15 protein-coding genes are annotated in these 18,315 nt (G+C 67.9%); 5 read left to right on the forward strand and 10 right to left on the reverse strand.

The window, feature by feature from the left end; genetic code table 11:
- Positions 1-111 precede the first annotated feature (111 nt).
- Complete coding sequence (locus tag A3ES_RS0105045) at positions 112-1,086, forward strand: HpcH/HpaI aldolase/citrate lyase family protein (protein ID WP_020385694.1); 975 nt, start codon at positions 112-114, stop codon at positions 1,084-1,086.
- A 13-nt stretch (positions 1,087-1,099) separates the two neighbouring features.
- On the opposite strand, the gene A3ES_RS0105050 is transcribed toward A3ES_RS0105045, so the two are convergent.
- Complete coding sequence (locus A3ES_RS0105050; RefSeq protein WP_040454051.1) at positions 1,100-1,768, reverse strand: peptidylprolyl isomerase; 669 nt, start codon at positions 1,766-1,768, stop codon at positions 1,100-1,102.
- A 261-nt stretch (positions 1,769-2,029) separates the two neighbouring features.
- Between A3ES_RS0105050 and A3ES_RS46290 the strand changes: the two genes are divergently transcribed.
- Both A3ES_RS46290 and A3ES_RS0105060 read left to right on the forward strand, forming a co-directional pair.
- Positions 2,030-3,604: a serine/threonine-protein kinase gene (locus tag A3ES_RS46290; RefSeq protein ID WP_020385696.1), complete on the forward strand. Its 1,575-nt coding sequence runs from the start codon at positions 2,030-2,032 to the stop codon at positions 3,602-3,604.
- A gap of 142 nt (positions 3,605-3,746) precedes the next feature.
- Positions 3,747-4,937: an acyl-CoA dehydrogenase family protein gene (locus A3ES_RS0105060; protein WP_020385697.1), complete on the forward strand. Its 1,191-nt coding sequence runs from the start codon at positions 3,747-3,749 to the stop codon at positions 4,935-4,937.
- Here the strand turns inward: A3ES_RS0105060 and A3ES_RS0105065 are convergent.
- The 3 genes from A3ES_RS0105065 to A3ES_RS0105075 all read right to left on the reverse strand — a co-directional run bounded on the left by A3ES_RS0105065 (position 4,925) and on the right by A3ES_RS0105075 (position 8,486).
- Positions 4,925-5,908, reverse strand: a complete 984-nt coding sequence (locus tag A3ES_RS0105065) for a winged helix-turn-helix domain-containing protein (protein ID WP_020385698.1) — start codon at positions 5,906-5,908, stop codon at positions 4,925-4,927. The two genes, A3ES_RS0105060 and A3ES_RS0105065, sit on opposite strands and share 13 nt — an antisense overlap.
- A gap of 212 nt (positions 5,909-6,120) precedes the next feature.
- A complete protein-coding gene (locus A3ES_RS0105070) occupies positions 6,121-7,146 on the reverse strand; it encodes an ArsR/SmtB family transcription factor (RefSeq protein WP_040454052.1) in 1,026 nt (341 codons plus the stop codon).
- 233 nt (positions 7,147-7,379) lie between these two features.
- Entirely contained in the window at positions 7,380-8,486 is a 1,107-nt protein-coding gene (locus A3ES_RS0105075) for a magnesium and cobalt transport protein CorA (protein WP_020385700.1), read from the reverse strand.
- Positions 8,487-8,561: 75 nt separating this feature from the next.
- Between A3ES_RS0105075 and A3ES_RS0105080 the strand changes: the two genes are divergently transcribed.
- Entirely contained in the window at positions 8,562-9,080 is a 519-nt protein-coding gene (locus tag A3ES_RS0105080) for a YflT domain-containing protein (protein ID WP_020385701.1), read from the forward strand.
- Here the strand turns inward: A3ES_RS0105080 and A3ES_RS0105085 are convergent.
- Together A3ES_RS0105085 and A3ES_RS0105090 are read right to left on the reverse strand one after the other, a co-directional pair.
- On the reverse strand, positions 9,037-11,991 hold the full coding sequence (locus A3ES_RS0105085) for an AfsR/SARP family transcriptional regulator (RefSeq protein WP_237744857.1): 2,955 nt from the start codon (positions 11,989-11,991) through the stop codon (positions 9,037-9,039). The genes A3ES_RS0105080 and A3ES_RS0105085 overlap by 44 nt on opposite strands.
- 13 nt (positions 11,992-12,004) lie before the next feature.
- Complete coding sequence (locus tag A3ES_RS0105090; RefSeq protein ID WP_020385703.1) at positions 12,005-13,048, reverse strand: ArsR/SmtB family transcription factor; 1,044 nt, start codon at positions 13,046-13,048, stop codon at positions 12,005-12,007.
- 200 nt (positions 13,049-13,248) lie between these two features.
- Here A3ES_RS0105090 and A3ES_RS0105095 point away from each other — a divergent pair, with 200 nt between their 5' ends.
- Positions 13,249-13,752 (forward strand): MaoC family dehydratase, encoded by a 504-nt coding sequence (locus A3ES_RS0105095; RefSeq protein ID WP_020385704.1) that lies wholly within the window; start codon positions 13,249-13,251, stop codon positions 13,750-13,752.
- A gap of 117 nt (positions 13,753-13,869) precedes the next feature.
- On the opposite strand, the gene A3ES_RS0105100 is transcribed toward A3ES_RS0105095, so the two are convergent.
- Genes A3ES_RS0105100 through A3ES_RS46295 form a run of 4 tightly spaced genes read right to left on the reverse strand, consistent with a single transcriptional unit; the run spans position 13,870 to position 18,237 of the window.
- The gene (locus tag A3ES_RS0105100) at positions 13,870-15,159 is read right to left on the reverse strand and encodes an alpha-L-fucosidase (RefSeq protein WP_020385705.1); all 1,290 of its coding nucleotides are present in this window, start codon (positions 15,157-15,159) and stop codon (positions 13,870-13,872) included.
- 30 nt (positions 15,160-15,189) lie between these two features.
- The gene (locus A3ES_RS0105105) at positions 15,190-16,038 is read right to left on the reverse strand and encodes a carbohydrate ABC transporter permease (RefSeq protein WP_020385706.1); all 849 of its coding nucleotides are present in this window, start codon (positions 16,036-16,038) and stop codon (positions 15,190-15,192) included.
- Positions 16,028-16,969 (reverse strand): carbohydrate ABC transporter permease, encoded by a 942-nt coding sequence (locus A3ES_RS0105110; protein ID WP_020385707.1) that lies wholly within the window; start codon positions 16,967-16,969, stop codon positions 16,028-16,030. Before A3ES_RS0105110 ends, A3ES_RS0105105 begins: the two co-directional genes overlap by 11 nt.
- Positions 16,969-18,237, reverse strand: coding sequence for an ABC transporter substrate-binding protein (locus A3ES_RS46295; RefSeq protein ID WP_020385708.1), 1,269 nt, complete (start codon positions 18,235-18,237; stop codon positions 16,969-16,971). Before A3ES_RS46295 ends, A3ES_RS0105110 begins: the two co-directional genes overlap by 1 nt.
- Positions 18,238-18,315 lie beyond the last annotated feature (78 nt).

The raw sequence follows: 18,315 nt of genomic DNA on the forward strand, positions 1-18,315 counted from the left end.
GACTCCCACCACATCCACCGGCTGGCGTGAGGGATGTCACCGGCCCGCACCGACTCGTTTCGCCGTACGCTGCGAGTGACCGACGGGTAACCAAGACCTTAGGATGCGGCGATGGCTGACGAGACAACCACCGGCAAGGCCTTCCGGAGCAGGCGTTCGTGCCTGGCGACGCCGGGATCCAACCCGCGCTTCCTCGAGAAGGCCAAGGGCCTGGACGCCGACCAGGTGTTCCTCGACCTGGAGGACTCGGTCGCGCCGATCGCCAAGGTGGACGCGCGCAAGAACATCGTCGCCGCGCTGAACGAGGGTGGCTGGGGCAGCAAGACCCGCGTGGTCCGGGTGAACGACTGGACCACCGAGTGGACCTACGCCGACGTGATCGAGGTCGTCGCCGGCGCTGGCGCGAACCTCGACTGCATCATGCTGCCGAAGGTGCAGACCGCCGAGCAGGTGGTCGCGCTCGACCTGCTGCTGACCCAGCTGGAGAAGGTGCACGGGCTGGAGCAGGGCCGGCTCGGGATCGAGGCGCAGATCGAGAACGCGCTCGGCCTGACCAACGTGAACGCGATCGCCGCCGCCTCGCCGCGGGTCGAGACGATCATCTTCGGCCCGGCCGACTTCATGGCGTCGATCAACATGAAGTCGCTGGTGGTCGGCGAGCAACCGCCCGGGTACGACGTCGGCGACGCCTACCACTACATCCTGATGCAGATCCTGATGGCGGCCCGCGCCTACGGGAAGCAGGCGATCGACGGGCCGTACCTGCAGATCAAGGAGCTGGACGGCTTCCGGCGGGTGGCCAGCCGTTCGGCCGCGCTCGGCTTCGACGGCAAGTGGGTGCTGCACCCGGACCAGATCGCCGCCGCGAACGAGGTCTACTCGCCGCGGCAGGACGACTACGACCACTCCGAGAACATCCTCGACGCCTACGACCACTTCACCTCGGCCGCCGGTGGCGCCCGCGGCGCGGTGATGCTCGGCGACGAGATGATCGACGAGGCCTCCCGCAAGATGGCACTCGTCATCTCCGCCAAGGGCCGCGCCGCGGGCATGACCCGCACCAACGTCTGGAAGCCCGAGGACTGACCCTCGCCTCGGCTCAGCCGAAGGTGAGGACCTTCAGGATGCGGATCGGGCGGACCGGCGGGCCGTCCTGGTCCGGGTCGGCGATGCCGGCCTTGACCATCCGGTCGAACGCGGCCATGCCGTGGATCACCTTGCCGAGCACGGTGTAGTTCGGCGGGATGTTGGCGAACGAGTGCACGACGAAGAACTCGCTGCCGTTCGTCCCCGGCCCTTGGTTGCCCATGGCAACGGTGCCGCGCGGGTAGGTCTCCTTGCCGGTGACCTCGTCCGGGAACTTGTACCCCGGTCCGCCCTCCTCCTGCCGGTAGATGTCACCGCACTGCAGCACCCCGAGCCGCGCGGAGTTCGTCAGCCGGAAACACTGGGTCTTGTCGTAGAACCGGCTCTTGGTCAGGTGGACGAAGTTCGACACCCCGCACGGCGCGTTCGCCCGGTCCATCCGGACCACGAACGACCCGTAGTTCGTCGCGAAGAACACGTCGACGGTGCCCTTCGCGACGGCGATCGGCGAGGGAAGGGTGACCGGCTTGGCCGCCGGGTTCTCCGGCGTCGGCGTGAACTCGCACCGCACGGTCGGCAGTTCGTGGCCGGCCGGTACTGCGGGCGCCGCGCCCGCTGTGGTCGAAGTAAGGGACGCCGCGGCGAGGCCGGCGACGACCAGCAAAGACAGTCTGCGCAACATGAACAGCAACCTAGCTTGCAGTGACATCGCTGTCACCGGATTCTCATGGTCCACCCACCACTACCTGTTCATTCGCCCCTTTTTCACCCTCACCATCCAGCCGACAGCGCCGGGTTGTCGCCAACGAGGGTGAAAAAGGGGCGAATGAACAGGTAGTGGCGGCAAGGTTTGCTGAAGGAATTGGCTGTGGACTCGCTCTGATGGAGCAGGCCGCCTAGGGTAGGGCGGCGATCCGGCTGACAGGTGTAGTGAGGTGTTGTTGTGAACGGCGAGGTACTCGCGGGGCGCTATCGATTGCTGGCTCCGCTGGGGCACGGCGGCGCAGGCGAGGTGTGGCGAGGCGAGGACACGGTCCTCGCGCGGCCGGTGGCAGTGAAGTTGCTGCGCCGGCTCGAAGGCGACCCGATGGACGCCGCCGAGCGGTTCCGCACCGAGGCGCGCGCCGCGGCTCGCCTGACCCACCCGAACGTGGTCGCGACGTACGACGTCGGTACTGCGAACGGCCAGGTGTTCCTGGTGATGGAACTCGTCGACGGACCCGACTTGGCTCAGCTGCTGCGCTCCAAGGGGTTGCCGCCGGAGCGGTTCGTCGCTGACATCGCACTGCAAGGTGCACGCGCGCTGGACGCCGCCCACGCCGCCGGGATCGTCCACCGCGACGTGAAGCCGGGCAACCTGCTGCTGGCGCCCGACGGCACCCTCAAGATCACTGACTTCGGTATCGCCCAGGCAACCGGCATGGACGGGGCGACCGGGCCGGTACTGCTCGGCACTGCCGGCTACGTCTCGCCCGAGCAGGTGCGAGGCGAGCGTGCGACGCCCGCGAGCGACTGGTACGCCCTCGGCTGCGTCCTCTACGAACTACTCGAGGGCACGACGCCTTTCGTCGGAACAGACGTCATGGACGTCATGCGCCAGCATCTGGACACCACCCCACCCCCGGTACGCCGTACTGACGCGGCGCCCGGGCTCGCGGACCTGGTCATGGCCCTACTCGCCAAGAACCCCGCGGCCCGCCCCTCCTCGGCAGCCGCAGTACTCACCTACCTGAACCAGCCTGCAGCTCCAACAGCAAACAACAGCACCCAAGTCCTACCAACCCTCCTTGCGGGAGGGCTGGCAGGTGGCGCGGGCGAGGCGGGCTACGGCGCCGGCGCTGGAAGCGCGGCAGTCGCCAGCGGAGCTGGTGCGGGCGCGGCGGAGCTCCCGCCTGCCGCCCGGATCCTGCCCGCTGGAGCGTTTGATGAGCGCGAGGAGGCTATGGAGCCGCCTCGGCGGCGGGTGCCCTTCGCTAAGGCGCTCGTGGCTGTGGGAGTGCTGGTGGCCGGTGTGGTGATTGCGGCGTTGTTGAGGGAAGGCGTTTCCTCTGACCCGACTGCCAAGGCCGGCGGAGTGCCGTCTACTACGCCGTCGGCCACCGTGAAGCCGGTTGTGAAGCCCAAGCCGACTCCTACGCCGAGTAAGACGCCGACGAAGAAGGCCACTCCCAAGAAGACGCCCAGCAAGATGCCCTCGACTCCGCAGGTCGGGAGTCCGGAGTCGCTGCGGGCTCTTGCGCAGTTGGTGCGCGAGCACCAGCAGGAGCGTGGCATGCGGACAGCGCGTGAGGCGGCCAAGGATCTGGACCAGGCCGCCAAGGCTCTGGAGGAAGGCGACACCGACGAGGCCTCGCAGCAGTTCCAGCAGGCCCGGAACCGGCTGATCGAGGCTCAGCGGGACGGACGCTGGCAGTCCACGCCGCAGATCTCAGTACTGTTCGCCGCCATCGGCCGCACCCTTCCCCGCGAAGGCGACGGCGACGGCGACAACCCCAACGGCTGGAACCCGAACGAGTAGAACCCCGCGCCCGCAGTACGGCGTGAGGCAGGTGACGGTCCGGAGGTGGCCGGTGTCACAGCGGGTGTCAAGCTCGGCCGCGATGCTGGGACCCGCGATACTCACGAGTAAGTGTCGCGGGCCGACGGAAGGAGCGCCGCTGATGAGCAGGTTGCAGCAGACCGAGGGACTCACCGACATCCAGGAGGAGATCCTGAAGACGGTCCGGGCCTTCGTCGAGTCCGAGATCCTCCCGGTCGCCACCGAGCTGGAGCACAAGGACGAGTACCCGACCGCGATCGTCGAAGGGCTCAAGGAGCTCGGCCTGTTCGGGCTGATGATCCCGGAGGAGTACGGCGGTCTGGGGGAGTCGCTGCTGACCTACGCGCTCTGCGTCGAGGAGATCGCCCGCGGCTGGATGAGCGTGTCCGGCATCATCAACACGCATTTCATCGTCGCCTACATGCTGTTGCAGCACGGCACCGACGAGCAGAAGCAGAAGTACCTGCCGCGGATGGCGACCGGCGACGTTCGCGGCGCGTTCTCGATGTCCGAGCCCGGTTGTGGCTCCGACGTCGCCGCGATCAAGACCAAGGCCGTCAAAGATGGCGACAGCTACACGATCAACGGCCAGAAGATGTGGCTGACCAACGGTGGCACGAGCAACCTGGTCGCAGTACTCACCAAGACCGATGAGGGCTCCGACTCGGTCTACAAGAACATGACCACCTTCCTGGTCGAGAAGGAGCCGGGCTTCGGCGAGGTCGACAAGGGCCTGACCGTGCCGGGCAAGATCGAGAAGATGGGCTACAAGGGCGTCGATACGACCGAGCTGATCTTCGACGGCTACCAGATCAGCGCCGATCAGGTTCTCGGCGGCGTACCTGGCAAGGGTTTCTACCAGATGATGGACGGCGTCGAGGTCGGCCGGGTGAACGTGGCCGCGCGCGGCTGCGGGGTGGCCCGGCGCGCGTTCGAGTTGGGCATCTCGTACGCCCAGCAGCGCGAGACGTTCGGCAAGAAGATCGCCGAGCACCAGGCAGTGCTGTTCCGGCTGGCCGACATGGCGGTCAAGGTCGAGGCCGCGCACGAGCTGATGGTGAAGGCGGCCCGGAAGAAGGACTCCGGCTCCCGCAACGACTTCGAGGCCGGGGTGGCGAAGTACCTGGCCAGCGAGTACTGCTCGCAGGTGGTCGAGGACTCGTTCCGGATCCACGGCGGCTACGGGTTCTCGAAGGAGTACGAGATCGAGCGGCTGTACCGCGAGGCGCCGATGCTGCTGATCGGGGAGGGGACGGCCGACATCCAGCGGATGATCATCGGCCGTCGCCTGCTCGAGGACTACAAGCTGTGAACCGGCAGCTCTGAGCCGTCCAGCAAGGCCTGGCCAAGCGGAGTCAGGTCGTGCAGGACGGCTTGGCCCGCCCGGCGGGTGGTGATCAGGCCGGCCTCTCGCAGGATGCCTGCTTGACGGCTGGCTCCAGCCAGGGAGATCTGGCAGCGGCGGGCCAGCTCAGTCGTCGTACACACGTCCGCGATGGCCGCTAGGGCAGCCGCACGGGTGGTGCCGAGCAGCGCGGCCAGCGGCTCGGTGCGGGACTCTTCTGTCGTCAAGTGCAGTGCGCCGGGAACCGTCCGGACCGGGTAGACGAGCACTGGCGGCAGCATCGGGTCGAACAGCTTCGTCGGCGTCTGCCAGCAGAACAAGGACGGCTGCAGGCGAAGGCCGCGGCCCTCCAGGTGCAGGTCCCGCTCGGCGAAGCCCATGATCTTCAGCACCGGCCGGTCCCACCTCACGGCGGGGTGCAGGTTGCTCAGCAGGTCGTCGACGCCGGCGCCGGTCAGCCGGCTGACCTGCTGCTGCAGGTTGCCACGGACCGTGGAGCGGATGGAGTCCCAGTACGGCGCTATCGCGTGCCGGTGGTAGGCCCGGAGCGACTGGCCCAGGCCCGTGACCGCGTCGCGATGTCCCGCGGCCAGGTCGCGGGTCCAGCTCGTCCCGGGACGACGGATCAGCTCCAGCTCCCGGCGTACGCGGCGTGGCGATGCCGTCAGTACCTCCTCGACTGCGTCATCGAAGCTCCCACCCGCGTGCGCGGGCGTCAGGAAGTCAGGTGAGTAGCCGCGGGGCGGTGCGAGGTGCAGCAGCCGCTCCGCATGCCGCGGGAACTGTCGCCGCGTCCGCTCACGCCAGAAGCCGTAGTGGCCCACGCCGTCACGGCCCTGGAGTTGGTGCAGGCTCAGCAGCACCTCCCAGAGCGGGTCCGGCTCCTCGGCCAGTGTCGTCCGGGCCAGGTCCTGGCCGGTGAAATGAATCCGCAGCAATCGGAACGCCCCCTCCTGATCTCGGGCACCATCTTGCCGGTACTGCCTGTCATCGGCCTGTCACGCTTCTTACGGTCCCCGCGATACCCTGCGACCCTGCGGGCTGGGGAGCGGAGGCAGATGTCACAGCGGGCCGTGCCTGAACCGGGGGCCGCGATCCGGCTGCTGGGCGGGGCTCGATCAGGCGGAGCGCGGCTAACTCACTCTGGGCCTCAGCGTGTCGGTACTGCGGGCCGCTGGCTCTGGCGGAGGCTGCCGGAGCCGTGGCCGGACAGTAGCCAGATGCCGAGCTGGGTGATCTCGTGCCGCACCGCTGCGCCGATCCGCCGGGTGGTGATCAGCCCTGCCTCGCGCAGCACTGTCGCCTGGTGGCTGGCCGCCGCCGGGGAGATCTTGCAGAGCCGGGCCAGCTCGGTCGTAGTACAGCCGGTCACGGTGGCTTCCAGTGCGGCGGCCCGAGTGGAGCCGAGCAGTGAGCCGAGAACGTCCGCCGAGGCGCCGAGGTCGGCTCCAGCCTGACGCAGGATGCCCGGCGCGTGCTGGATCGGGTAGACCAGGATCGGCTTCAGCTCCGGATCCCGCAGCTTGGTGGGCACCTGCCAGCAGAACGCGGACGGCTGCAGCTCGATACCGCGCCCGTCCAGGTAGAGGTCGCGGTCCTGCATGTCCAGGACCTGCAGCACCGGCGCCACCCAGCGGACCCGCGGGTGCAGGGTCGACAGCAGCCGGTCGACGCCGTGCCGGGCCAGGGACTCGCCGCGGTGCGCGTGGTCGGCGGAGACGTGGGTGCCGATCGACTTCCAGAACGGCGCGATCGCGGCGTCGTGGTACGACCGGATGGCCCGTCCTAGCTTGTGCAGCGAGCTGCTGTCGCCCTGGGCGAGCTCCCGGGTCCACGGCGAGACCGGGCGGTACTTGCTCAGCAGCTCCAGCTGGCTGCGCAGCTGCTGCCGCGGGGTCGACAGGGTCATCTCCAGCCCGGTCTCGAAGTCCGGCGCGGACTCGGCCGGGGTGAGGAAGTCCGGGGAGTAGCCCTTCGGCGGCGTCAGCTCGAGCAGCAGCCGCATCTGGTCCGGCGACACCTTGGTACGGACCGAGCGGCGCCAGTCCTCGAAGATCAGCCGACCCTCGGAGTGCTGGAGCATGTGCAGGCTGAGCAGGATTTCCCAGGACGGAGCAGGCTTCGTCGAGACCGTCGTGCGTGCGAGATCGCGCGGGGTGAAATGAATGCGAAGCACAGCGCCCTCCCTGGTCCTGAGCGTCTCCGACATCCGGTCGATGCTGCCCCCGATGCCGCGGTCGCAGGCTGTGGCGGACTGCTGACCGAACGCGATGGACCGATTGAAGCAGGTCGGTTCAAGCCCCCACAACCGTTTGAGTCACCCTCCGGCGGGGCAGTGGTGGCCATGGCAAAAGGTTGCCATCTGGCCGCGGAGCCGGTAAAAGCGGCTCAGTTGATGACGGTGCGGCGTCAGAGCCAGCGATTCCGCTTGAACAGCAGGTAAAGCACCGTACAGACCGTCACCATCAACGCGAGCACCCCGTAGTACCCGTATTTCCAGGTGGTCTCGGGCATGTTGTCGAAGTTCATCCCGTAGACGCCGGCGATCAGGGTCGGCACCGCGAGGATCGCCACCGTGGCGGAGATCCGGCGCATGTCGTCGTTCTCCGCCACCTGGACCTGGGCCAGCCCGGCCTGCAGGATCGAGCTGAGCAGCTCGTCGAACGAGACCACTTGTTCCTTCACCCGCAACAGGTGGTCGTCGACGTCGCGGAAGTAGTTCCTGATGTCGTCGCCGATCAGCGGATGCCGCAGGGTGGACAGCGCGCGCATCGGGCCGGTCAGCGGCGCCACGGCGCGCTTCAGCTCCAGGACCTCGCGCTTGAGCTGGTAGACCCGGTCGATGTTGCGCCAGCCGCGCGGGCTGAACATGTCGCTCTCGATCAGGTCGATATCGGCCTGTACGGCGTCCGCCACGTCCAGGTAGCTGTCCACCACGTGGTCGGTGATGGCGTGCAGGACGCCACCCGGGCCGGCCGCCAGCCGGTCCGGCTCCTTCTCCAGCCGCTGTCGCAGGCCGGCCAGCTCGCCGTGGTCCCCGTGCCGCACAGTGATCACGAAGCCCGGTCCGCAGAACACCATCACCTCACCGGACTCGACCACCTCGCTGGTGGCGGTGAGGTCGCCGTGCGGGACGTACCGGACCGTCTTCAGTACTGCGAACAGCGTCTCGTCGTACCGCTCCAGCTTCGGCCGCTGGTGGGCCTCGGCGGCGTCCTCGAGAGCCAGTGGGTGCAGCCCGAACTCGCTGCCGATCACTGCCAGTTGCTGGACGTTCGGCTCGAACAGGCCGATCCAGACGAAGCCGTCGCCGCGCCTGGCCCGGGTGAGCGCGTCGACGTACGATCCGGTCCTGGTGTCGCGGCGGCCGCCACGGTAGTAGGCCCAGTCGACCAGGGCGCCGTCCAGCTTGCCGCTGCCGACCAGATCGAGGGGTGCCGGAGCACCGGCGGGACGCCTGGCGAAGGCACGTCCAACGCGGCGTGTCGCGCCCAAGTCCCACTTCCGCCCGGTCATCGAGGCGAGGCTATCAATGTGCCGTCACCAGCCGTCGGCAATGATGGAGTTGGAAGCAAGCGGAGAGGAACGACGATGACCACGCAGGGCATGCCCTCGATGGACCCCAGACCGACCGGTTTGACGATCGGGACGTACGACACGTACCGGGAGGCGCAGCGAGCGGTCGACTACCTCTCGGACGAGAAGTTCCCGGTCGAGCACACCACCATCGTCGGCAACAACCTTCGCCAGGTGGAGAAGATCACCGGGCGGTTGAGCTGGGGCAAGGCGATCACCGCCGGTCTGGCCAGCGGTGCCTGGTTCGGTCTGTTCGTCGGTGTCCTGCTCGGGCTGTTCACCAGCGGCAACGGCGGTTGGCTGGCCGCCCTGATCACCGGTGTGGTGCTCGGTGGGCTCTTCGGGATGGCGTTCGGCGCGATCGGCTACGGCCAGCTCGGCGGCCGCCGCGACTTCACCTCCCGCACCGCGGTGGTCGCGACGACCTACGACGTCCTGTGCGACTTCAAGTACGCCGAAGAGGCCCGCAACCACCTGGCCAAGCTGGCCCTCAAGGGCGAGGTCGCTCCGCGCCTGCCCGAGCAGTCGAACTAGGAACAAACCCAGTCTCCTCCTGGATGGCCGTTGCTTCGGCAGCGTGGCCGGCGGCGGGTTCCAGGATGGCGAGGAGGAGCAGAGCGCGGCAGGCGAGGATGCGAAGGCCGAGCTGGCGGGCGGACGACAACGCCTGCTTGGCCAGCTCCGTGGCTCGTTCCGGTTGCCCTCTGCCTTGATCGGCTTCCGCCAGTCCCAGCACCGACTCCGCGACTGTCGCCCGGTGGCCGTTGCTCCGGGCGATCCCGCCGGCGGCTTGGTGGTAGCGAGCGGCGTCGTTCCAATGGCCACGCCGGCTGCAGATCGTTCCCAGGGTGTTCAGGGCGGCCGCTTCGTGCCAGGGCTGGCCGTTCCCGTGGCTGCGCGTCAGTGCTCGCCGGGCCCAGCTCTCGGCTTCCTCCAGGTAGCCCAGATCGGCGTAGAGCAAGGCAGCCTCGTACTGCTGCGGCAGTGACTCGTCCTCGGTCTCCACTGCTTCGCTGAGGTCCACCTCGGCTTGCACCAGGTCGCCCAGCAGCCGATGAGCGACACCGCGGTTGAACAGGGCCACTGTCCTGCTGCGGTTGTCGGGCGCGATGGCGGCTGCCTCGTCCGCTGCCGCCAGTGCCGCGTCCAGCTCACCCAGGTTGCACTCCGCGTTGCTGAGGCTGTTCAGCGCGTTGACCAGAGCTCCAGGGCGGTCGAACTCGCGCAGACCCGTCACTCCACGGTTCAGCAGGTCTGCGGCCTTCCGTGACTCGCCCATGTCGTCATAGGCCATCCCCAGGTTGCACAGCAGCGCCGAGTAGCCAAGACCGAACCCTGCCCGGGCATAGAGCTCCGCAGCCTGGCTGGCCAGTTCAATCGCCGCACCGTTGTCGCCAGTGACGAACCGCAGGGCTGCGAGGCTGTGCAGCATCGCACCCTGCCCGGCAAGGTCGTCGGTGGACCGAGCGGCCGTCATCCCGGCCAGCACGGCCGCTCGCCAGGCGTCGACTCGATGGTTGACGGTCAGGTACTGCCTGAGGACGTCAGTCAGCTGCCAGGCGACCTGGACAGGCCCGCGCTCGACGGCACGCTTGACTACGGCGACCAGGCTGGCCTCCTCCTGCTCCAGCCAGGCCTGCGCCTCATCCGCAGTACTGAAGACCTGTGGACCCAGCAGGGGAGTCAGCCGGACAGCCGGCAGGTAGCCGAAACGAGTGGCGGCATCAGTGGTCGACAGGTACCACTCACACAGCCGGAGCCAGGCTGCTTGGGCTTCAGGCTCCACCTCTGCACGCTGTTCGGCGTACAGGCGGATTAGGTCGTGCATGCGGTACCGGTCGGCTTGGCGGACCAGCAGGTTGGCGCTGACCAGACTGTCCAGCAAGGAACCCGCTTGCTGCGGACCTGTGCCGAGTAGTGCGGCAACGGTTGCGACAGTCACGTCTGGACCGGGCACTAGTCCCAGCAGTGCGAACAGGCGTCGTGAGTTGGGTAGCAACCCTTCGTACGAGCGGGCGAACGCGCCCTCGACAGCTGCATCGGGCTCACCGATTACGGCCAGCGCGAGCAGCCTGTTGCTGCCCCGAAGCTCCTCGACGTACGCGGCGATCGAGTCATCCGAGCGCAGAGCCAGGTGGCCGGCAGCGATCCGCAATGCGAGCGGCAGGCAGCCACACAACCTGGCGAGCTCCTCCGTGGCGTACAACTCCCGATCGACCCTCTCGGAGCCAACCACAGCCCGCAGCAGGTCAACAGCCTCAGCCAACTCCAGTACTGCGACAGTCGTCCCCAACGCACTGTCGAGAACGCTCAACCCAGCAAGCTCGTTCCGGCTCGTCACCAGTACTGCGCTCTTGCGCGAGCCCGGCAACAGCGGCCGGACCTGCTGGGAGTCCTTGGCATCGTCGAGCAGGATCAGCACCTGCTTGTCGGCCAGCAGTGAGCGCAAGCGAGCCGAGAGCGTGTCAGCGTCACCCGTCAGTACCTCAGAGCCCGCTAGCTCGAGCAGCGAACGCAGTACCTCGAGAGGATCTCGCTCGGAGTCCCCAGCACCATCCAGCCGCAGGTACCACTGACCGTCGGGATACCTACTCCGCAGCCGATGGGCCACCCGCACAGCCAGGGCTGTCTTGCCCGCACCCGGCGCCCCGCTGATAGTGACCACCGGTACTGCGCCAGGGCTCGTCAGCCGGGCCACGATCGCATCGACCTCGTCCTGCCGACCGACGAAGTCCCCGATGTCGAGAGGCAGCTGCCGATGCACCTGCCACTCAGCCGGCGCTGCTGGCCGCTCATTCGCCTGCCCGGCCAGCACGGCAAGGTGGACGCGCCGGATCTCCTCGCCGGGGTCGATGCCCAGCTCGTCCCGCAGCAGGCCGGCCACCTGGTGGTACGCCGCGAGCGCGTCCGCCTGCCGAGCCGAGTTGTGCAAGGCGAGCATCAGCTGGGCCCAGAACCGTTCCCGGAGCGGGTACTGCTTCGTGAGCGAGGTCAGCTCCGGTATCAGCTCCGTGTGCTCCCGCAGCGCCAGTCGTGCGTCGATCAGTTGCTCAGTGACCCGCAGCCACTCCTCCTGCAGCACCATCCGCTGGTCCCGGACCACCGGGTAGTCCAGCGCGCCGGTCAGCGGCGCGCCCTCCCAGAGCCGCAGTGCCGCCGTCAGGTCGTCGATGGTCCCCGCGGCGGCCAGGAGCCGGAACTGCCGGAGGTCCAGCTGGTCGTCGTCGACGTCGAGCCGGTAGCCGCCGATGACGGTCTGCAGCCCGGAGTCCGGCCCGAGAATGGCCCGCAGCCGCGACACCGTGGTGTGCAGAGCGCGTTGTGGCTGCGCCGGCGGCTCACCACCCCATAGCCAGAGGACTAGTTCCGAGAAGGTGACGGTCTGGTTCGCGTTGACCAGCAACGCCGCCAGCAGGGTCCGCAGCCGGGGTGCCCCGATCGGCACCGCTCTTCCCTCTTCAAGGACCGCGATGGGGCCCAGGAGACGGAAGGCGGGATTCATGCACGTCAGTGTCTCCCGACCAAGGGTCGATTCCTTCCAGCAGCGCGTGCCCCAGAGAGGTTGCCTGATGGATCACCGACTTCCCCTGGCGATGCGACACGATCAGCCCCGCGTCCCGCAGTACTGCGGTCTGGTGGCTGGCCGTCGCGAGGGTGATGTCACACGAGCGCGCCAGCTGGGTCGTGGACGAGCCCTCGACGGTCAGCGCCAGTACTGTCGCGCGGGTCCGGCCCACGAGAGCGGCCAGCCGCTCCTGGGTGTCGGCGCCCGACCGGTCCTGGTGCAAGAGCCCGCCGGCTCGCTTGATCGGGAACACCAGCACCGGCGGCAGGTCGGCGTCCAGCAGCGTCGTGGGTGCCCGCCAGCAGAAGTACGACGGCTGGAGGCGCAGGCCCCGGCCGTTCAGCCACAGGTCTTGGTCGGGGAAGGGAGAGACCTCCAGTACCTGGCCGTGCCAGCGCGTCTGTGGGTGGATCCCCGCCAGCATCGACGCGACACCGCCGGTAGTCAGCTGCTGCATCCGCTGCCGGTTGTCCGCCTGCACGGCAGACCGCAGCGACGGCCAGTACCCCGCCAGCGCGGAGCGGTGGTAGACACGGACCGAGTGGCCGAGGCGGTGCAAGGTCTCCGGCCGCGCTTCCGAGAGCTGCCGCACCCAGGTGACCGCAGTACGGCGGGGAGAGAGCTTGGACAGGTCGGTACGCACCTGATGACGTGGTGCCGACAGCATCAGGTCGACCGCGTCGCCGAAGTCGCTCGACTGGCCGGAAGGCGTGAGGAAGTCGGGGGAGTAGCCCAGCGGCGGAGCCAGCGCGGTCAACGGCCCCACTGCCTGCCGTGGAAGCCTCCGGCGCATCCGCTGGCGCCAGGCGCCGAAGGCCAGCGGCCCGTCCTCGACCTGCAGCATGTGCAGGCTGAGCAGAACCTCCCAGAGGGGATCCGGCTCGGCCGCCAGCGTCGTCCGGGCAATGTCCTCGGCAGTGAAGTGAATCCGCAGCATGCTGTCCTTCCCCAGTCCAGGCCCCGAAGGCCCGGGCACAGTGACAGCACCAGGGAAACAGCAAGCCCTTACCGATCGCTCACCTCTGGGTGACGTATCTCTCCCGCCCTGTCACACGGCTGAGAGGAAGGCCACGCGGCGCGGTACTGCCGCTCGGCCCCCGGATTCGGCAGCATGGGGGCTCACTGGAAGGAGCAGGGATGCAGTTCGGTCGTAGTTACGAGGAATTCGAGGTCGGTGCGGTCTACAAGCACTGGCCCGGCAAGACGGTCACCGAGTCCGACGACCACCTGTTCTGCCTGCTCACGATGAACCACCACCCGCTGCACCTGGACGCCAACTACGCCGAGCAGACCACCCAGTTCGGCAAGAACGTTGTGGTTGGCAACTACATCTACTCGATCCTGCTCGGTATGTCGGTCCCGGACGTGAGCGGCAAGGCGATCGCCAACCTGGAGATCGAGTCCCTGCGGCACATCGCGCCGACCTTCCACGGCGACACCATCTACGGCGAGACGACCGTGCTGGACAAATGGGAGTCCAAGTCGAAGGACGACCGCGGCGTCGTCTACGTGGAGACGAAGGGCTACAAGCAGGACGGCACCGTCGTCTGCCTGTTCAAGCGCAAGGTAATGGTCCCGAAGAACTCCTACCTCGAGGCGCGAGGCGGCGACCAGCCTGCCCGCCCCACGCCGCTCGACTGACCCCCTGCCCCTCGACCTTGCGATCATTCGCCCCGTTTTCACCCGCCCTGCATGTCGGCGACCACGGCGCAGGCTGGCGAGCGGGTGAAAACGGGGCGAATGATCGCTGGGGTGGGGTCAGGTCAGGTACAGCTCGATCACCGGGACCAGGACGTCGGGGCGCTGGGTCGGGAGTTCCAGGGTCAGCGTGCCGGGGGCGAGCCCGCCCATCGTGGTGTTCTGGGCGGTCTGCTCGGGGTCGGTGACGGTACGCCGTACCTCGGACGCGTCGTGCAGGAACTGGGCATAGCGGACCTTGCCGGCCATCCCCGGCAGGTGCAGGTGCTGCATCGGCCAGGACAGGACGTGCAGGTAGAGCCGGTCACCCCGTTGGGTGAAGCGGCAGTCCTGCGGTGCTTCGAGCTCGCTCGGACCGGCACCGTGCACCGACCGGCTGTGCAGGCGGGTCCACCGGCCGATCTCGCTCAGCGTGTCCAGCGCGCGCGGGTCGAACTCGCCTCGCCCGGTCGGGCCGACGTTGAGGAGCAGGTTGCCGTCCTTGGAGACCGAGTCGATCAGCATCCGGACCAGCAGGTCCGGTGACTTCCAGTCCAGGTTGTCGCGGTCGTATCCCCAGCTCCCGTTGAGGGTCTGGCAGGCCTCCCAGACGACCGGCTGGCCGTCTCGTATCATCGGCCCGCTCGGCTGGTACTGCTCCGGGGTGACGAAGTCGCCGGGGATGTCGAGCCGGTCGTTGATCAGGATGCCGGGCTGCAACTCCCGGACCATCGCCATCAGTTCCTCCGAACGCCAGTCGTCCCTGCCCTTGCCGTGCCCGTCGCGGCCGTCGTCGTACTGGCGTCCCGGGTAGGAGAAGTCGAACCACATGATGTCGATGGGGCCGTAGTTGGTCAGCAGTTCCCGCGTCTGCGCGTGCAGGTAGTCGGCGTACACCCCGATGTCCCGGCCCGCCGCCTTCGCGATCGCCTCCTCGTCATCGCGCTGCGGGTGCACCAGGTCGATCGGGAACTCCGGGTGGTGCCAGTCGATCAGCGAGTGGTAGAAGCCGACGCCGAGCCCTTCGGCCCGGCAGGCCTCGACGAACGGGCCGACCAGATCCTTGCCCCACGACGTTTTCGCGACCGTGTAGTCCGACACCTCGGAGTCCCACAGGCAAAAACCCTCGTGGTGCTTGGTGGTCAGTACTGCGTACCGCATTCCCGCCTCGCGGGCTGCCCGGGCCCAGGCGCGCGGGTCGTACAGGTCGGGCTCGAAGTGGTCGAAGTACGGCTGGTAGTCCTCGTCCGTGAGCCGCTCGCGGTTCTTCACCCACTCGTGCCGGGCGGGCAGCGAGTACAGGCCCCAATGGACGAAGAGGCCGAAGCGCCAGTCCTTGAACTTGGCGACGGACGGAGTCAGGTCGGTCATCGTTATCCCTGTTCTCTGGTACGAAAGGGCTTACCTGCCACCGAGACCGGTGACGAGCAACCCGCGGACGAGGTGCTTCTGCAGCAGGATGACGAGCAGCACGGTCGGCAGCATGGCCAGGACCGAGGCGGCCATCATCAGGTTCCACTGGGTGCCCTGCTGGCCGATGAACTGGGCCAGCCCGAGCGGCACCGTGCCCTTGTCCTCGACGCTGTTGATGATGACCAACGGCCACAGGAAGCTGCCCCAGAAGGAGATGAAGGTGAAGACGGTCAGTACCGCGAGGGCCGGCCGGGCCAGCGGCAGCATGATCCGGAAGAACGAGCCGAACGGCCCGCAGCCGTCGACCCGGGCAGCCTCCTCCAGCTCGGCCGGGACGGTGAGGAAGAACTGCCGGAGCAGGAAGGTGCCGAACGCGGTGAAGGCCCACGGCAAGATCAGCGCCCAGTAGCTGTCCACCCAGCCGAGCGACTGCATCAGCCAGTACATCGGCACGATCAGTACTTCCTGCGGCACCATCAATGTGCCCAGGAACAGCACGAACAGTTGCTCACGGCCCCTGAATCGCAACCGGGCGAACGCGTACGCCGAGAGGCTCGAGGCGACCACCACCACCGCGGTCCCGGCGATCGCGACGAACAGGCTGTTCAGGAAGTAGCGGCCGAACGGCGCGAAGGTGAACGCGTCGGCGTAGTTCTGCCAGCGGATCTCGGAGCCGAACAGTTCCGGTGTCGGCGTGAACACCTCGTCCGCCGGTTTCAGCGAGGTCGAGACGGCGTACAGCAAGGGCCCGAGGAAGGCGATCGCGACGATGACCAGCAGGACGTGCGAGACGCCGCTGCGCACCTTGCGGACGGTCGTACCGGTGTCAGACGTCATAGTGCACCCACCGCTTCTGGCCGAAGAACTGGATCGCGGTGATGCCCATGATGATCACGAACAGCACCCAGCCCGCGGCCGAGGCGAGTCCCATGGTGAGGAACTGCCAGCCCTGGTTGTAGACGTACATCACGATGGTCTGGGTGGACACGCCCGGACCGCCCTGGGTCAGGATGAACGGCTGCGCGAACACCTGGAACGAGGTGATCAGCGTCATCGTGGTGGCGAAGAAGAGCGACGGCGTGATCATCGGCCAGGTGACGTAGCGGAACCGCTGCAGGGGACCGGCCCCGTCGATCTGCGCCGATTCCAGTTGTGACTGCGGCACCTGGTCCAGCGCGGCGGAGAAGACCAGGAAGTTGTAGCCGAAGCCTTGCCAGACCGACATCGCGACGATCGCCGGCATCGCCCAGTTCGACGAGCCGAGGAAGTTCGGGGCGTCGATGCCGAACCAGGTCTGCATCCCGCTGTCCAGCAGGCCGCCCGGCTGGAACAGCAGCCGCCACACCATCACGTTGGCGACCATCGGCGTCATCACCGGGATGAAGAACAGCACCCGGAACGCCTGCCGGCCCTTGATCGCCGGTCCCAGCCAGACCGCCAGCCCGAGCGAGATGACCACGTTCAGCGGGACGTAGAGCAGCACGAACAACGCGGTGTTCAGCACCACCCGCCGGAACACCGGGTCGCTCAGCAGGTGGGAGTAGTTGTCCCAGCCGAGGAACTTGCGCTCGCCGAAGACCGGCCAGTCGAACAAGCTGATGCCCAGCGCCATCGCGGTCGGGAACAGCGTGAACAGGGCCAGGCCGACCAGGCTCGGGGCCAGGAAGATCCCGGCGTACCGGCCGTCGCGGCGCAGCGCGGGCCGCCGCCCCGCCGGGGCACTGCCCGGCGGGACGTGCTCCGGCGGAGCGACAGTCGCGGTGCCCATCAGGAGCCAGCGCCCGCCTGGTCCTGGATGGTCTTCAGTGCCTGGTCAGGCGGGACCTCGCCGTTCAGTGCCTGGGTCCCGAACCGGGTGAGCAGGTCGGACACCTTGACCCAGTTCTTCGAGGTGACCAGCGGGATCGAATTCTCCGAGGCGTAGTCCAGCGTTTCCTTCGCACCGTCGATCCCCGCGGCGGTGAACCAGGCCGGGTGCGCGGCGGTGCGGGCCGGGTACGCCCGGCCGGCCGCGGCCAGTGTGGTCAGCGGCTTCTCACTGGTCATCGACATGATCGCCTGGAACGCGGCGTCCGGCGTCTTGCAGGACCGGGCGATGCCGAAGCCCGAGCCGGCCGTGTACGTCTTGGAGCCGTCCGGACCGGCCGGGATCGGCGCGACGCCGAGCTTGAACTTGACCTTGCCCTTGGTGTCGATCAGCGACCAAGGCCCGTTCAGCTGCATCGCCGCCTTGCCGGAGGTGAACTGCGTGGTCTCGAAGTCCGTGGCGCCGGACGGCACCTGCGGCGCGATCTTGTCGGTGCGGACGAAGTCTGCCCAGCCCTGGAAACCCTCCACGAACTTCGGGTCGGTGAGGTTCAGTTTGCCGTCGGCGAGTGGTTCCGCGCCTGTCAGGGTCCGCACCCACGACGTCACGCCCAAGTCGCCGGGTGTCGTCACCAGGCCGGTCTTGCCGGCGGCGGTCAGCTTCTTCGCGGCCGCCTTGAACTCGTCCATCGTCCAGCCCGGCTTCGGGTCGGCCACCCCGGCGGCCTTGAACGCGTCGCGGTTGTAGAAGATCACCATCGGGCCGGAGTCGTACGGGATCGCGATCTGCTTCCCGTCCACCTTGAGGCCGTCCATGATCGGCTTGTCGAAGTCCTCGGCCTTCAGCCCGTACTTCGACATCAGGTCGTCGAGCGGGAGCATCGCGCCGGCGTACGACGCGGTCCGCAGGCTCTGCATGCCGATGATGCAAGGCGCCTTGCCGCTGGCCAGCAGGGTGCCGATCTTGGACCAGTAGCTGTTCCAGTCGGTGCCCTGGAGCTTGACGGTGATCCCCGCGTGGTCGGTGTGGGCCTGGTCCGCGACCTTCTGCCACGCGGCTTGGTCCTCGGTGCCGCCGACCCAGAACTGCCAGGTCAGATCGGCCTTGTCCGCTGACCCGGACTCGCCGCCCGCGTCGTTGCCACCTCCGCACGCGGAGAGGATTCCCAGTGCCAGGACCGCGGCGGCGGCGACCAGCCGGCGTCGGGTCCGTACTCGTGTTCCGTTCATCCTGACCTCCACGGCAAAAAGTCGATTCATCCGATCTATAGGTGCTTTTCCTGAGGAGAGTCAAGGTCTCAGGCTCGG

This window comes from Kribbella catacumbae DSM 19601, from assembly GCF_000372465.1.
Lineage (GTDB): Bacteria > Actinomycetota > Actinomycetes > Propionibacteriales > Kribbellaceae > Kribbella > Kribbella catacumbae.

What these genes read in the sequence shown, in the direction of transcription:
- A3ES_RS0105045 (WP_020385694.1), top strand. Translation starts at nt 112, where the DNA reads ATGGCTGACGAGACAACCACCGGCAAGGCCTTCCGGAGCAGGCGTTCG.
- A3ES_RS0105050 (WP_040454051.1), bottom strand. Translation starts at nt 1,768, where the DNA reads ATGTTGCGCAGACTGTCTTTGCTGGTCGTCGCCGGCCTCGCCGCGGCG.
- A3ES_RS0105060 (WP_020385697.1), top strand. Translation starts at nt 3,747, where the DNA reads ATGAGCAGGTTGCAGCAGACCGAGGGACTCACCGACATCCAGGAGGAG.
- A3ES_RS0105075 (WP_020385700.1), bottom strand. Translation starts at nt 8,486, where the DNA reads ATGACCGGGCGGAAGTGGGACTTGGGCGCGACACGCCGCGTTGGACGT.
- A3ES_RS0105080 (WP_020385701.1), top strand. Translation starts at nt 8,562, where the DNA reads ATGACCACGCAGGGCATGCCCTCGATGGACCCCAGACCGACCGGTTTG.
- A3ES_RS0105090 (WP_020385703.1), bottom strand. Translation starts at nt 13,048, where the DNA reads ATGCTGCGGATTCACTTCACTGCCGAGGACATTGCCCGGACGACGCTG.
- A3ES_RS0105095 (WP_020385704.1), top strand. Translation starts at nt 13,249, where the DNA reads ATGCAGTTCGGTCGTAGTTACGAGGAATTCGAGGTCGGTGCGGTCTAC.
- A3ES_RS0105100 (WP_020385705.1), bottom strand. Translation starts at nt 15,159, where the DNA reads ATGACCGACCTGACTCCGTCCGTCGCCAAGTTCAAGGACTGGCGCTTC.
- A3ES_RS0105105 (WP_020385706.1), bottom strand. Translation starts at nt 16,038, where the DNA reads ATGACGTCTGACACCGGTACGACCGTCCGCAAGGTGCGCAGCGGCGTC.
- A3ES_RS0105110 (WP_020385707.1), bottom strand. Translation starts at nt 16,969, where the DNA reads ATGGGCACCGCGACTGTCGCTCCGCCGGAGCACGTCCCGCCGGGCAGT.
- A3ES_RS46295 (WP_020385708.1), bottom strand. Translation starts at nt 18,237, where the DNA reads ATGAACGGAACACGAGTACGGACCCGACGCCGGCTGGTCGCCGCCGCC.